This is a genomic window from Streptomyces araujoniae (assembly GCF_050871195.1).
Lineage (GTDB): Bacteria > Actinomycetota > Actinomycetes > Streptomycetales > Streptomycetaceae > Streptomyces > Streptomyces bacillaris.
Genome location: NZ_CP194070.1, coordinates 3082312 through 3096132 on the forward strand (window position 1 = coordinate 3082312; position 13821 = coordinate 3096132).

13 protein-coding genes are annotated in these 13821 nt (G+C 73.9%); 8 read left to right on the forward strand and 5 right to left on the reverse strand.

The window, feature by feature from the left end:
* Positions 1 to 5 precede the first annotated feature (5 nt).
* Positions 6 to 788, reverse strand: coding sequence for a dioxygenase family protein (locus ACQ9ZG_RS13030; RefSeq protein WP_084994701.1), 783 nt, complete (start codon positions 786 to 788; stop codon positions 6 to 8).
* A gap of 164 nt (positions 789 to 952) precedes the next feature.
* Here ACQ9ZG_RS13030 and ACQ9ZG_RS13035 point away from each other — a divergent pair, with 164 nt between their 5' ends.
* Positions 953 to 1465, forward strand: a complete 513-nt coding sequence (locus ACQ9ZG_RS13035; RefSeq protein WP_028417488.1) for a MarR family winged helix-turn-helix transcriptional regulator — start codon at positions 953 to 955, stop codon at positions 1463 to 1465.
* Positions 1466 to 1547: 82 nt separating this feature from the next.
* On the opposite strand, the gene ACQ9ZG_RS13040 is transcribed toward ACQ9ZG_RS13035, so the two are convergent.
* On the reverse strand, positions 1548 to 3158 hold the full coding sequence (locus tag ACQ9ZG_RS13040; RefSeq protein ID WP_258312221.1) for an MFS transporter: 1611 nt from the start codon (positions 3156 to 3158) through the stop codon (positions 1548 to 1550).
* A gap of 206 nt (positions 3159 to 3364) precedes the next feature.
* Entirely contained in the window at positions 3365 to 4033 is a 669-nt protein-coding gene (locus tag ACQ9ZG_RS13045; RefSeq protein WP_109916080.1) for a TetR/AcrR family transcriptional regulator, read from the reverse strand.
* A gap of 308 nt (positions 4034 to 4341) precedes the next feature.
* On the opposite strand from ACQ9ZG_RS13045, the gene ACQ9ZG_RS13050 reads away from it, so the two are divergent.
* Positions 4342 to 5619 carry a M6 family metalloprotease domain-containing protein gene (locus tag ACQ9ZG_RS13050; RefSeq protein WP_109916081.1) on the forward strand — a complete coding sequence of 426 codons (1278 nt, stop codon included), beginning with the start codon at positions 4342 to 4344 and terminating at the stop codon, positions 5617 to 5619.
* A 198-nt stretch (positions 5620 to 5817) separates the two neighbouring features.
* Here the strand turns inward: ACQ9ZG_RS13050 and ACQ9ZG_RS13055 are convergent, their stop codons facing one another.
* Positions 5818 to 6978 carry a class I adenylate-forming enzyme family protein gene (locus ACQ9ZG_RS13055; RefSeq protein WP_109917266.1) on the reverse strand — a complete coding sequence of 387 codons (1161 nt, stop codon included), beginning with the start codon at positions 6976 to 6978 and terminating at the stop codon, positions 5818 to 5820.
* A 40-nt stretch (positions 6979 to 7018) separates the two neighbouring features.
* On the reverse strand, positions 7019 to 7816 hold the full coding sequence (locus ACQ9ZG_RS13060; RefSeq protein WP_258312404.1) for a sensor histidine kinase: 798 nt from the start codon (positions 7814 to 7816) through the stop codon (positions 7019 to 7021).
* 173 nt (positions 7817 to 7989) lie between these two features.
* Here ACQ9ZG_RS13060 and ACQ9ZG_RS13065 point away from each other — a divergent pair, with 173 nt between their 5' ends.
* From ACQ9ZG_RS13065 to ACQ9ZG_RS13090, 6 genes are all read left to right on the forward strand, one after another.
* Complete coding sequence (locus ACQ9ZG_RS13065) at positions 7990 to 8595, forward strand: response regulator transcription factor (protein WP_084994687.1); 606 nt, start codon at positions 7990 to 7992, stop codon at positions 8593 to 8595.
* 74 nt (positions 8596 to 8669) lie between these two features.
* Positions 8670 to 10337, forward strand: a complete 1668-nt coding sequence (locus tag ACQ9ZG_RS13070) for a nucleotidyl transferase family protein (RefSeq protein WP_499280532.1) — start codon at positions 8670 to 8672, stop codon at positions 10335 to 10337.
* A complete protein-coding gene (locus ACQ9ZG_RS13075) occupies positions 10327 to 11322 on the forward strand; it encodes a hypothetical protein (protein WP_499280534.1) in 996 nt (331 codons plus the stop codon). Before ACQ9ZG_RS13070 ends, ACQ9ZG_RS13075 begins: the two co-directional genes overlap by 11 nt.
* 56 nt (positions 11323 to 11378) lie before the next feature.
* Positions 11379 to 11759, forward strand: a complete 381-nt coding sequence (locus ACQ9ZG_RS13080) for a YybH family protein (RefSeq protein ID WP_237522911.1) — start codon at positions 11379 to 11381, stop codon at positions 11757 to 11759.
* Position 11760: 1 nt separating this feature from the next.
* The gene (locus ACQ9ZG_RS13085) at positions 11761 to 12510 is read left to right on the forward strand and encodes a hypothetical protein (RefSeq protein WP_499280535.1); all 750 of its coding nucleotides are present in this window, start codon (positions 11761 to 11763) and stop codon (positions 12508 to 12510) included.
* On the forward strand, positions 12507 to 13814 hold the full coding sequence (locus ACQ9ZG_RS13090; RefSeq protein ID WP_109917109.1) for a phenylacetate--CoA ligase family protein: 1308 nt from the start codon (positions 12507 to 12509) through the stop codon (positions 13812 to 13814). The genes ACQ9ZG_RS13085 and ACQ9ZG_RS13090 overlap by 4 nt, the downstream gene beginning before the upstream one ends.
* Positions 13815 to 13821 lie beyond the last annotated feature (7 nt).

The following is a 13821-nucleotide window of genomic DNA, read 5'->3' on the forward strand; positions in this document are numbered from 1 at the left end:
CGGGCTCAGCCGAACTGCACCGAGCGCTTGGCCAGCCCCATCCAGAAGCCGTCGATGACGCTCCGCCCCCGGTCCAGCTCCTCCTCGGCGGCGCCCAGCGTCACGAAGAGCGGGGCGAAGTGCTCGGTGCGCGGGTGGGCCAGCTTTCCGGCGGGGGACGTGTGCTCGAAGTCGAGCAGGGCGTCGATGTCCTGGGCCCGCAGCGCGCGGTCGCCCCAGTCGTCGAACTCCGCCGACCAGCCGGGGACCCCGCCGCCCTGGTGGCGCAGGGCGGCCAGGTTGTGGGTGAAGAAGCCGCTGCCGACGATCAGCACGCCCTCGTCGCGCAGCGGGGCGAGCTTGCGCCCGATGGCCATCAGCTTCTGCGGGTCGAGCGTCGGCATGGAGATCTGGAGTACGGGGATGCCGGCGTCCGGGAACATCTCCACCAGCGGTACGTACGCTCCGTGGTCCAGCCCCCGGTCGGGGATGTCCTGGACCGGCGTCCCGGCTCCGCGCAACAGCTTGCGCACGCTGTCGGCCAGCTCCGGGGCGCCGGGGGCGTCGTAGCGCACGGTGTAGTAGTGCTCGGGGAATCCCCAGAAGTCGTAGACCAGCGGGACCGGCTCGACGGCACCGAGCGCGAGCGGGGCCTCCTCCCAGTGGGCGGAGACCATCAGGATCGCGCGGGGCCGGGGCAGATCGGCGGACCAGGCGGCGAGCTGGCCGGGCCAGACCGGGTCGTCGGCGAGCGGCGGGGCGCCGTGCGACAGGTAGAGGGCGGGCATGCGCTCCGCGGTGACGGTCATGGCGTCTCCCCATCCACTGGACACTGGAATCGGAACACTGGAATCGGATCTGATCATGGATCCGAAGGCATGTGAGAGGTTCCCGAGAGGTTCTTGAGACTTCAAGTTCCTACCTTCGGAGATCTTAGCCCTATCTAGTTCAACTTTCAAGAAAAGGTCGTACAGTGGAGTACATGACCACGGCATCCCCCAGCGCGACCCGCTGGCTCACCGATGAGGAGCAGCGCGTCTGGCGTGCCTATCTGCATGCCACCACGCTGCTGGAGGACCACCTCGACCGCCAGTTGCAGCGGGATGCGGGCATGCCCCACACCTATTACGGACTGCTCGTCCAGCTCTCCCAGGCCCCCCGGCGCCGGATGCGGATGACCGAGCTGGCCAGGAACGCGAAGATCACCCGCTCCCGGCTCTCGCACGCCGTGGCCCGGCTGGAGAAGAACGGCTGGGTGCGGCGCGAGGACTGCCCCTCCGACAAGCGCGGCCAGAACGCGGTGCTCACGGAGGAGGGGTACGCGATGCTCGGCCGCTCGGCCCCGGGCCATGTCGACGCCGTACGCCAGGCGCTCTTCGACCGGCTCACGCCCGAGCAGGTGCGCAGCCTCGGCGACATCATGCGGGTGCTCGCCCACGGCCTCGAACCGGAAGGCGCGGACGCGGACCTGCCCTGGCTCCGCTGAGCGGCGGAACCAGGGCAGGTCTCGGGGCCGGAAGGGGCCCGAAGGGGCCGGACGGGCTCGAAAGGGCCGGCGAAGCAGGGTGTCAGTGGGCGATGACCGGAATCCGGAACTCGTCCTCGGAACCCTCGGCGCTCCCGTCCGAAGCGCCGGACGTGCGGGACGCGCCGGACGCACCTCCCGTACCGCCGCCGCCCGCGCCCGTTCCCGGGCGGCCGGTGTTGATCAGTACGGCGGCGACCGCGGCGGCGGCGATCAGGATGCCGACCGCCCACCAGATCGCGCTGGCGAAGCCGTTGACCATGGCCTGGAGCTCCAGGAGCTTCGGGTCCGTGGCGCGGGCCGCGTGGTCGGCGACGTACGCGGTGGTGGCGCCGGCCGCGATGGTGTTGAGCAGGGCGGTGCCGATGGCGCCGCCGACCTGCTGCGAGGTGTTGACCATGGCGGAGGCGACCCCCGCGTCACGCGGCTCGATGCCGTGCGTGGCCAGGGACATGGCCGGCATGAACGCCGTACCCATGCCGAGGCCGAGCAGCAGCATGCCGGGCAGGATGACGGCCGCGTAGCTGGTGTCCAGGTCCAGCTGGGTGAGGAGCAGCATGCCGACGGCGGCGACCAGGAAGCCGGGGCCCATCAGCAGCCGGGGCGGGACCCGGGTCATCAGCCGGGTGCCGATCTGGGTGGAGCCGGTGATCATGCCCGCGATCATCGGGAGGAAGGCGAAGCCGGTGCGGACCGGGGAGTAGCCCTTCACGATCTGCAGGTAGTACGTCAGGAAGAGGAACAGCCCGAACATCGCGATGATCGCGAGCCCCAGCGAGAGGTAGACCCCGCCGCGGTTGCGCTCGGTCAGGACGCGCAGCGGCAGCAGCGGCGACCGTACGCGCGACTCGGTCACGACGAAGGCCAGCAGCAGGGCGGCGGCGGCGGCGAACATGCCGACGGTCAGCCCGTCGGACCAGCCGGCCGACTCGGCGCGGGTGAAGCCGTAGACCAGGGCGACCAGACCGAGGGTGGAGAGGACGACGCCGGGGATGTCGAGCGGCGAGCGGTTACGGGCCCCGGACGGCTCGCGGATGACGAAGTACGCGCCCGCGGCGGCGATCACGGCGAACGGGATGTTGACGAAGAACGTCCAGCGCCAGTTCAGGTACTCGGTGAGGAAACCGCCGAGGATCAGCCCGACCGCGCCACCGCCACCGGCGATGGCCCCGTAGATGCCGAAGGCCTTGGCGCGCTCCTTGGCGTCGGTGAACATCACGGCGAGCAGGGAGAGGGCGGCCGGGGCGAGCAGGGCGCCGAAGACACCCTGGAGGGCCCGGGAGCCGAACATCATCGCCTCGTTCTGGGCGGCCCCGCCGAGCGCGGAGGCCAGGGCGAAGCCGACCAGCCCGACGACGAAGGTGCGCTTGCGCCCCCGCAGGTCGGCGATCCGGCCGCCGAAGAGGAGCAGACCGCCGAAGGCGAGGGCGTAGGCGGTGATGACCCACTGCTTGTTGCCCTCGGAGATGCCGAGGTCGGTCTGGGCGGAGGGCAGGGCGATGTTCACGATGGTCGCGTCGAGCACGACCATCAGCTGGGCGAGCGCTATGAAGGCCAGCGCCTTCCAGCGGCCGGGATCGGGGATCCGGGGTTCGGCTGCCGTGGACAGCGGTTCGGCTGCCTCGGGCAGCGGGGTGTCAGCGGTTTTCGACATGGGAGTAGCCACCTAGGGACTGACGGGAGCGCCGGGCATCGGCGTGAGCGACGGACGCGTGCGTGAAAGGACGGGGAAGTGACGTGGGAAGCGAGCCCTGCGGCCCGCGACTTACGGACTGCGGGCCATGGGCTATGTATGGGCTACGGGGCTATGGGCTATGGGCCATGAGGTACGGACTGCGAGGTACGGAACCGGGGCGGGCGTCAGTCGCGGCGCCTCAGGTTCTCCAGGGTCGCCGCCGATCCGGGCAGCTCCGAGCGGGCCGGGGCCTCCAGCCCGTCCAGGAACAGCTGCAGATGGCGGTGGGTGAAGCGGTCGATGTCCAGGCAGGCGATGCCGGGCAGCGGCCGGGTGAGCTGGGAGAGGGCGACGAGCACGTCACCGACGGCGATGTCGGTGCGCAGCCGCCCCGCGGACTGGGCGCGCGCCACGAGCCCTTCGACGGCCTCTTCGAGACGGTCGCGCTCGGCGAGCAGATCGGGGTGGTCCCGGTCGAAGACGCCGGAGAGCATCGGGCACAGGGCGCCGATCCGTTCGTCGGCGGCCGCGTGCACGAAGCGGCTGAGCGCGGCGAACGGGTCGGCCTCCGCGGCGACGGCCTCCTCGGCCCTCCGGGTGGTCCGGGAGGTGACCGCGAGCACGACCTCATGGGTCAGGGCCGCGCGGTCGGGGAAGTTCCGGTAGAGCGTGGCGTTGCCGACGCCCGCGCGGCGAGCGACGTCGTCGAGCGGCACGTCCGGCCCGGACTCGACGAACAGCTCGCGGGCGGCCGCGATGATCCGCTCGCGGTTGCGCAGCGCGTCGGCCCGCGGCCTCGGCGTACGGCGCGGGGATGCCGCCTGTGCGGTGGTGGTGTCGGCGACGGTCTCCACGACTGCGGCCTCCCCTCTCTCTCCGTCGGGACGATGCGCGGCGGGACGATGGACAGCTGGACGATGTGTAGCTGGACGACCCCCATCCGTAACCGGGGACCATCTCCCCGCTTCAGGGGGACACGGGTGCAAACGGGGAACAGCTCCCCGCTTATTTCCACCCCTCGACGTGACCTGAGTCACATCACCCGGAGGCGAAAACCCACCGATCGGCGCACCCAGCGAGCGCCCCGGGACCGCCCGGCAGAGGCTGATCGCCAGAGCGCAGTCAGGGTCGGCCGGCTGCCGCGGACCCCGAAGGCGCCTCTATGCAGCAGCCCCGCCACCGGATACGCAGTCACCGCCGCCCCGTCGCCCTGGCCGGGGTGACCGCCCTGGTCATAGCGGCCATGGCATCGGCGAGCACCACCCTCCCCGGCACCGGCCGGGCCGCGGCGGGCCCTGCCGCCACCACCGAGGACTCCGCGGTCGCCCCGTGCCGGATCGCCACCGCCATGGGCGTCCAGATGTCACTGGGCATGCCGACACCTCCCGGCTACGCCCGCTCCACCGGCGAGATCAGGGCGCTCAACCTGATGATCGACTTCCCGGACGCGGAGGCGACGGAACCGGCGGAGGACCGGCTCGCGGAGTTCTTCCCGCAGACCTCCGACTGGTTCACGACCAGCTCCTACGGCCGCCTCGACTACCGCCCCGAGGCCCCCGTCAAGGAGTGGCTGCGGATGCCGCTGCCCTTCGCGGAGTACGGGATCGAGCGCGGCTCCCCGTTCGAACCGGGCTACCGGCAGCTGGTCGAGGACATCGTCGCCGCGGCCGACCCGCAGGTGGACTTCTCCACGTACGACCTGGTCAACGTGCTGGTCACGCCCAACGCGGGCCCCTCCGCCCTGGACACCGTGCTCTCGGTGACCTTCTCCGGCAACGGGGACGCCCCGGAGGCGGACGGCGTACCGCTGGCCAACACGTCCTTCGTCTACAGCCGGCAGGACGACGGCTCGGGGTCGTACGCGCAGACGGGCTACCGCGTCCTGCCGCACGAGAACGGCCATGTCTTCGGCCTGCCCGACCTCTACACGATGGAGGGCGGCGGCTCCGTCGGGCACTGGGACATCATGTCCGAGGACTGGGGCGCCAACAACGACTTCCTGGGCTGGCACAAGTGGAAGCTCGGCTGGCTCGACAACGAGCAGATCAGCTGCGCCTCCCAGCCCGGCGTCAGCGAACACACCCTCGGCCCGCTGGCCACGGCGGGCGGCACGAAGCTCGCCTTCGTCCCGCTGAGCGCCCAGTCCGGCTATGCCGTGGAGGTCCGTACGGAGGGGGGCAACGACGAGGCGGTCTGCCGCCCCGGGGTGCTGATCTACAAGGTCAGCTCGGACGTGGACACCGGCCAGGGCCCGGTCTCCGTCGCCGACGCCACCGAGGACAGCGGCGGCTGCACCCGCCGCCCCAACGTCCACGCGGAGCTGTCGGACGCCCCGTTCCGCCCCGGCCAGACCTTCACGGACCGGGCGAACGGCGTACGGATATCCGTACTGGACGAGGACGGGAACGGGAACTACCGCATCCGCGTCACCCGCCCCTGACCCGCCCGGCTCCCGACCGCACCCCCGGCCTCTCCGGTCCCTGACCGCACCCCTGACCCACCCGGCTCCCGACCTGCCCGGTCCCCGGCCGCGCCCCTGACCCACCAGGCTCCCGACCTGCCCGTTCCCCGGCCGCGCCCGGCCCTGCCCGGCCCCTGACCCGCCCGGCCCCTGACGTGCCCCGGCCCGCTCCGGCGCTCACTCCCCCGCCCGGCCGACGACGGTGACGCCTCCTCCGTGCCGCACGGCGAGATCACCCGTACGGAACCAGCCGCCGTCGAACGCCTCGGCGGTGGCCCCCGGGTCCCGCCAGTGGCCACGGGGGGCCGACTGGCCGCGCACCCACAGGCGGCCCGGTCCACCCTCGGGGACCGGCTCGCCGGAGGGGCCGGTGACCCGGAACTCCGTTACGGGGGTGGGCTCCAGCTCGTACGGGACGCCCCCACCGCCCTCCGCCTCCGCCGCCACGACGGAGCCGCCCGCGGCCATCGCCCCGTAGACGGCGGCCAGGGCGACGGGGTGGGAGAACGGAAACGCCACCGGGGTCTCCGGGACGGGCCCCAGCCCCGGAACGGCTCCCCGCGCCAGCGCGGCGGCGGCAGCCCGGTAGCGGGCATCGAGCGCGGCCCCGGCCTGGGCGAGATGGGTGGTCACGGCCCCCCGGGCACCGCCCCCGTAGAGGATCACGGAGTCGTCCTCCGGCCGCGGCTCGACGGCCGGGGGCGCGGCCCACGGATCGGGCGCGGGAAAGTCCGCGTACCGCTCGACGGCCGCACCGCCCGGAAGCCGCCCCTCCGCCCGGCCCTCCCGGAACAGCACCACCCGCACCCCGTCCCGCCGGGCCGCCCACTCCCCCGCCCGCTCCAGCCACTCCCCGTCGACGAGCAGCACCCCGGGCGCACAGTCGTCGAGTACGGCCCCGAGCGCGTCCCCGTCCTCCCGCCCGTCGAGCGGCACGGCGACGATCCCGGCCAACTGGGCGCCCCAGAAGGCGATCTGCCACTCCGGAAGGCTCCGCGTCCCCACGACGGCCCGGTCCCCGGGGCGCAGCCCGTACCGCTCGGTCAGCCGGACGGCCAACGCGGAGGCGGCGGCGAAGAACTCCCCGTACGACCACCGCCGTTCACCGTCGACGAGAAAGACGGCGTCCCCGTAGGCCCAGGTCGTCTCCACGAACTCCCGCAGCGTGCGCGGCCCGTCGGCGTACTCCGGGGTTCCCCGCTCCCCCAGCACCACGGCGAAAGGGGCGCCGGGAGCGGTGAGCCGGGCGACGGCCCCCGCCCACTTCTCCCGCTCCTTCCGCTTCTCCCGGTCGGAAGGTCGGCCGGTCAGGGGCGGGGACGGCTCGGTGTGCGGCACGGGCGACGGCCTTTCTCACGCTGACTCGGCGGGGCGGAGGCTACACGGGCAGCGACACCACCGGACCGTCCGGCGCGGGGCCGGGGAAGGGGAAGCGGGCCGTCAGCGTGTAGTGCCCGGAAGGATACGGGCCGTGGGCCAGCACACCGCCGACGGCGGCGATCCGCTCGGCGAGGCTGCGCAGCCCCAGTCCCGGGCCCACCGCCGGTCCGCCGGTACCGCCCCCGCCGCCCTCCTCGCGTTCCCCGCCCTCCCCTGAGCGCCCGCAATCCCCTTCCCGCGCGCTCGGGTCTGGCCGTCCCGGCTCGCGTGCCCCGTCGTTCGTCACGGTCAGCACCACCTCTCCCGGGGGTGCGTCCACCGCTATCCGGCAGACACGGGCACGGCTGTGCCGCAGCACGTTGGCGGACGCCTCCCGGACGATCGTGGCCAGGACCGTCTGGAGGAGCGGGGGCAGCGCGACGCCCGCCGGTCCCGGTTCCGCCTCGGCACGGACACCGGCCGCCTCCAGCAGGCCGCGGACGGCATCGACCTCCGTGTCGAGGGAGAGGCAGTGGTAGCCGTGCGCCACCCGCCGGGCCTCCTGCTGGATCTCCCGCATCCCGGAGAGCGCCTCGGCCAGCCGGGTGCGGGCCGACTCCGGTGTGCGGTCCATCAGGCGCAGGGCCAGCTCGCACTGGAGGGTGATCGCCAGGAGCCGCGGGCCGAGCAGGTCGTGCAGATCGCGGGCGAAGCGCACCCGTTCCCGTACGGCGATGCGCCGCCGGAGGGCGTCGGCCTCGGCGGTACCGGCGTCCTCCGCCGCCGGTGCGGACGGTACGTGCAGGGCCTGCGCCATGTCGTCCCCTTCCGGGAGATGCTGCCTCCAGTGGTGGTGGCAGAGCTTCACCGGCCCCGCTATCACTCGGCTATACGAGCCCCGCCGCCCGTGCCCTCCCCGGTGGTACACAGGGCGCCGGAGTCGCAACGGCCCGCCCACCGGGAGGGCCTGGACGGACAACGGGGGTACCCATGCAGAGGATCGTGCTGGCCGAGGACATGCACATGATCCGGGTGGCGCTGGCCGCGCTCCTGGAGATGGAGGAGGACATGGAGGTGGTCGCCCAGGTCGGGCGCGGCAGCGACGTGGTGCCCGCGGTGATCCGGACGGAGGCGGACACGGCGGTGCTCGACATCGACATGCCGGGGATGGACGGCATCACCGCCGCCGGTCTGCTGCGGGACCAGGTGCCCGGCTGCCGGACGCTGATCCTCACCGGGGCCGCCCTGCCCGGCCAGCTGTGGCGGGCGCTGGACGCGCAGGTGAGCGGCTTCCTGCCGAAGCACGCGTCGCCGGAGGAACTCGTCGAGGGGGTCCGCAGGGTGGGCGCGGGCCGCCGGGTCATCGACCCCGAACTGGCCATGTCCGCCTGGGAGATCGGGGACAACCCGCTGACCCGGCGGGAGGTGGAGGTGCTGGGGCTCGTCGCGGCGGGGGCGGAGACCGGACAGATCGCCACCGCCACGAACCTGTCCGTGGGGACGGTCCGCAACTACCTCACGACGATCGTGAACAAGCTCGGCGCCCGCAACCGCATCGACGCCCTGCGCACGGCCAGGGAGAACGGCTGGCTGTGACGCCGGCCGCAGCGGACCGGGACGCCCTCCCCGGCGTATAGGGCCTTTATCGGAACGCGCGCTGTACTCCCGCCATGCCAAGGAGACCACGTGCGCGGAAGCAGGGCCCGGCGGAGCCGGAGGAGGCGCCCTCCGGCGGGCCGCCGCCGCCCGCGCTGCACGCCCAGGACCGCACCGCGCCGCACTGGGCCCTGGACTACGCGCACCGGCTCGCCGAACGCCATCCGCCCCACCACCGCATCCTGATCCAGACGAGCATGTCCCCGAGCGGCTACTTCCACGTCGGGAACTTCCGGGACACCGTCTGCGCCCACCTGGTCCACCGGGCCCTGCGCCGGATGGGCCGCCGCTCCGCGATCCTGCTCAGCTTCGACGACTACGACCCCGTACGGGCGGGCCAGGCCGCGCGGGAGCCGGAGCTGGCGGGCCACGGGGAGCGACCGCTCGGCGCACACCGGGAGCGCGCCGCCCGCATCTGCCGCGCCTACCTCGCCGAGCTGCGGGCGGTGGGCATCCTGCCCGCGGAGGCCGACGACGACGGACGGACGCCCCCGGACGGTGACGGCGACTGGCAGACCCACTACCAGTACGAGCGCTACCGGTCCGGTGCGTACCGCCCGATCCAGCGCCGCTACCAGCGCGACGCGCGGCGGCTGGCGGCGCTGCTCGGCAAGGACGACGGGCGGGACCTCTTCTCCGTCTACTGCCTCCAGTGCGGCCGCAACAGCACCGAGATCCACCACCTGGACGGGCGGGCCGCGCGCTACCGGTGCCTGGCGTGCGGGGCCGAACTGACCGCCCGCGACCCGGCGCACGTCAAGCCCTCCTGGGCCCTGGACTGGACCCTGCGCGTCGCCCATGAGGGCATCGACTGCGAACCGGCGGGCCAGGACCACTGCAGCGCGGGCAGCACCATGGACCGGACCCGGCCGGTGTACGACGGCTATCTGGGCTCGCCGCAGCCGGTGATCGTCCCGTACGGGCTGGTCCGCGCCGAGCGGGGCAGCGGCAAGATCTCCGGCTCGCGCGGCGGCGGCCCGTACGTACGCGATCTGCTCGCCGTGCACCCGGCCCCGCTGGTGCTGTGGCTGTACGCCCGCCGCAACTGCCTCTCCGATCTGCGGCTGGGCTTCGGCCCGGCCGCGTTCCTGGGCGCCTGCGACGAGTTCGACCGGTTCGCCCGGTCCGTGGCGTCGGGGTCCGGCGACGGGCGGGCCCGCGTCCTGTGGGAGCTGCTGACCGACGAGCGGCCCGACGGGTACGGCACGCTGCCCCCGATGCGTACGGTCCTGGGGGCGCTGTACGGGCACGGCTGCGCGCCCGGGGCCGCACGGCGCCACCTCACGGCCCGTCACCCCGGTGCGGACACGGCCCTGCTGGAGGAGCGGATCGGCCATGCGCTCTCCTGGCTCACGGCCCACGGCCGGGACCGCTACTGGCCGGCGGCCGGCGACCCGCCCGACGGGGGCGCGGTCGGCCTGCTCATCGAACAGCTGAGGGCGCACACGGGCCCGGGCGCGCCACGGGCCGGGCGGACCCGGGCCGACTTCCGGGAGATCTACGGGGCGCTGTTCGGCACGGAACACGGTCCCCGCCTGGACACCCTCGCCGACGTCTTCGGCCCGGCCGTGCTCGCCGACGCGCTGGAGGCCTACCGCGACCGGGGTGAACGCCCCTTGTGCGTACGGGTACCCGCCGCATCCGACCCCGTCCTCCAGGAGGCCGTGAGCCGTGCGAGCTGAACTCTTCACACCCGGCGGTGACGGTCCGGTGCCCGAGGGCTGGGACGCCTTCGTCGGGGACCGCCGCGCCTGCGTGCTCTGGGAGGCGGGGCTGCTGGAGGCGGCCGCCTGGGGAAGCCCCCGGCCGGTCTTCGCCGGTCTGGTCCGGGAGGCGGGCGAACCCGTCGCGGCGTTCTGCGGGCGGCTGGGCGTCCGGCCGCTCGCGCTCCGGTTCCGGCCGCCGGGCCGGGCGGCCGTGCCCGGCTGGTTCCAGGTCCATGTGCCCAACAGCTTCAGCCCGGGGCGGCTGTACGCCCCCGGCCTGGACACCGCCGGGCGCCGGGCCGCCACGCGCGCCTTCGAGCGGGAGGTACGCCGCCGGCTGGGCCCGCGCTGCCTGGGCATCGTGCACCTCGACGCCGGCACCTCCGAACTCCCCCATCTGGGTGGCCCGTTGAGGTGGGCGCGGGCCACCGCCCCCAACACCGTCCTGCACAACCGCTGGGAGAGCATGGACGCGTACTTCGCGGACCTGCCCCGGAGCAGGCGGCGCCGGCTGTCGGCCCTGCACCGGCGGGTGGGCGGGGACCCGGAGCTGGTCGTGGAGTCGGCGGTGCCCGTGATCGACCCGGTGCACGCCAGCCGGCTGGACCAGCTGACCCGGATGAAGCACACCGGCCGCCCGAGCCGTGTCGTCCCCCTGCTGCCCGCCTACTTCGAGCGGCTCAACCACTCGCCCGGCGCCTCGTACTTCGCCCACCGCGACAGGAGCTCCGGCCGGCCGGTCTCCTTCGACCTGGTCCTGGACGCCCCGGGCGGCTGGCTGACCACCGTGACCGGCTCCGACGGCGGCCGGGACCTCTATCTCGACCTGTATCTGCGGGAGATCGACCGGCTGATCGCCACCGGGGTGCCCGCCGTGGAGCTGGGCCCCGGCATGCGGCGGCTGAAGGAGTCGTTCGGCGCCACGGCGGTCCCCCGCCACGCGGTGGCCGTCCCCTTCTGACCTCTCCCGCCCTCTCCGCGCCCCCCGTTCACCCCTCGACCCCGACCGCACACCCCATGACCGAAAGCAGACCCATGGACTTCACCACCGCACTCGACCACCACCTGGCGGCCATCGACGCCCGTGACCTGGAGGCCTACATGGCCACCGTCCACCACGAGGCGACGATCGTCCTCCCCGGCGGGGGGACGCTCACGGGCTCCGACGCCATCCGCGCCTTCCACCGGAAGTGGTTCGACGACCCCGACTGGACGATGACGGCCACGAGGACCCGCACCGTGCTGCACCGGGACACCGCGGTCGCGGTGTTCGACGTCGACTACCGGGACCTGGACGGGGACGGCAGGCCGTACACGATGCGCCAGGTCCTCGGGCTGGTCTTCGCCCTCGTCGACGGGGACTGGCTGCTCGTCCACGACCAGAACACCGTCCTCTGAGATGCGCGGCCGACACCGTTACGCACGCGCCGTGCGCCGGGCCGTCGCCACCGTCCCGTACTACCGGGAGCGGTACGCGGCGACCGGCACCCTGCCGCCGCTGACCCGCGAGGAGGCCGAACTGCGGCGCCATCTGCTGATGCCGCTCGGCTCGGCGCTGCTCGCCCGGCGCGACCCCGGCCGCCCGGCCGCCGAACACGTCGCGGAGCTGTACGAGGCGCTGCGGCTGGCCGGCCACCGGACCGGCGGCCGCGAAGTGTACGAGGTGGCCACGGCGCTGCGCGACCCCGTGCGCGCGCACGGCACCGACTGGCGGGTGGTGCTCGCGAACACGGCGGAGACCGTGGACCCGGCGGAGGCCACGGAGGCCGGACGGTCCGTCACCGCGCTCCCCACGCCCGCGCGGGGCGCGCTCGTGGTCGGCGAGGCCGGGCAGCCGGCGGGTCCGGCGGCTGGGGCGGAGGCGGTGGAGCGCTTCGCCCTCGCGGCGGCCGCCCGCACCCGTCCCGCTCCCGGTTCGCTCTGGTACGAGCCGTGGCTCGGCCACCTCGGCGCTGTCCCCGCCGACTGCGGGGAGCTGCACCTCAACACCGCCCGGGTCCACGCCCGGCTGCTCGACGGGGCGACGGTGCTGACGCTGCTGCGCCGGCGCCGCCCCACGCTCGTCCACGTCCGGCCGGAGGGCGCCGGGTCCTTCGCTCCCGCCGCCTGCCCCCGGCACGGCGTACCGACCCTGGGGAGAACACCGTGAAGTCAGCCGTCTCGCCCGTCATGCGGCTCGTGCCCGTCCTGCGCGGCCTGGTCCGCACCCACCGGCTGGAACGGGCCGCTCCGGACCGCCTCGACGCCGAGCGGCGGCGGCTGCTGGTACGGCTGGTCCGGCACGCGCAGGCCGACGTACCGCGCTACCGGGAGCTGATCGCACCGGAGACGGCGGCCGCCTTCCGGGGGCCGGAGGATCTGCCGTCGCTGCCGGTCCTGGACCGGGCCGAGTTCCACGAGCGGCCCCCCGAGGAGCTGCTCGCGGCCGGTTTCACCCCGGCGAACACCAAGGCGGGCACCACCAGCGGCTCGTCCGGCATCCCGATCACGATCCGCAACTCCGAGCGGGATCTGGGCTATCTGCGGGCGTCCTATCTGTACGACATGCTGGCGACGGGCCTCCGTCCGTGGGACCGGATGGCCTACTTCCGGGTCAACCCCTTCCTGCGGCACCCGCTGGAGCGGTTCGGGCTGCTCCGTACGTTCCACATCGACACCAGCGCGACGCTGGACGACCAGGTCGAGGCCTTCCTCACGGCCCGGCCGACCTTCCTGGTCGGCTTCCCGCACGTGATCGCCTCCGTGGTGGAGGAGCTGGAGCGGCGGGGCGTGCGGTACCGGGGCGCGCGGCGGGTGCTGTTCGGCGGTGAGCGGCTGACGCCGACCGCCCGGGCCCGGGTCCTCGGTCATCTGGGGGCGCGCTGCCACGAGGTGTACGCCTCCGTCGAGGTGTTCACGATCGCCCGCACCTGCCGGCGCGGCTCCCTGCATCTGCGGGCCGCGGACGTCGTGGTGGAGCTGGAGCAGGAGGACGGTTCCGTCGTGCCCGCCGACGGGAGCAGCGAGGCGGAGGGCGAGATCCTGGTGACCCGGCTGCACAGCGAGGCGATGCCGCTGATCCGCTACCGGCTCGGTGACCGGGTGGCCGTCGGCCCGGCCGACTGCGGGTGCGGGCGGCACACCCCGGTGGTGCTCCGGGTGCAGGGGCGCAGCCAGGACCGGTTCCGGGGCCCGGACGGGCGGGAGTTCTACGCCGACTTCCTCACGTACGCGGTGCAGCGCTTCCCCGAGGTCTCCCGGATGCAGCTGGTGCAGCGGCGCCCGGCGCAGGTGACCGTCCGGGTGGTCCTCGCTGCGGGGACCGGGGCCAGCCGGGTGGCGGAGCGGATCGCGGCGGCGGTGCGGGAGGCCGTTCCCGGCTTCGACGTGGAGGTGGAGGCCGTGCACGCCATCGCGCCGGAGGCCAACGGCAAGATCAGGATCGTGAAGGTGGAGCCGGCCGCCTCGGTCTGAGCGGCGG

Coding starts and splice junctions, on each gene's coding strand:
- ACQ9ZG_RS13030 (WP_084994701.1), bottom strand. CDS start 788: ATGACCGTCACCGCGGAGCGCATGCCCGCCCTCTACCTGTCGCACGGC.
- ACQ9ZG_RS13040 (WP_258312221.1), bottom strand. CDS start 3,158: ATGTCGAAAACCGCTGACACCCCGCTGCCCGAGGCAGCCGAACCGCTG.
- ACQ9ZG_RS13050 (WP_109916081.1), top strand. CDS start 4,342: ATGCAGCAGCCCCGCCACCGGATACGCAGTCACCGCCGCCCCGTCGCC.
- ACQ9ZG_RS13060 (WP_258312404.1), bottom strand. CDS start 7,816: ATGGCGCAGGCCCTGCACGTACCGTCCGCACCGGCGGCGGAGGACGCC.
- ACQ9ZG_RS13065 (WP_084994687.1), top strand. CDS start 7,990: ATGCAGAGGATCGTGCTGGCCGAGGACATGCACATGATCCGGGTGGCG.
- ACQ9ZG_RS13070 (WP_499280532.1), top strand. CDS start 8,670: ATGCCAAGGAGACCACGTGCGCGGAAGCAGGGCCCGGCGGAGCCGGAG.
- ACQ9ZG_RS13080 (WP_237522911.1), top strand. CDS start 11,379: ATGACCGAAAGCAGACCCATGGACTTCACCACCGCACTCGACCACCAC.
- ACQ9ZG_RS13085 (WP_499280535.1), top strand. CDS start 11,761: ATGCGCGGCCGACACCGTTACGCACGCGCCGTGCGCCGGGCCGTCGCC.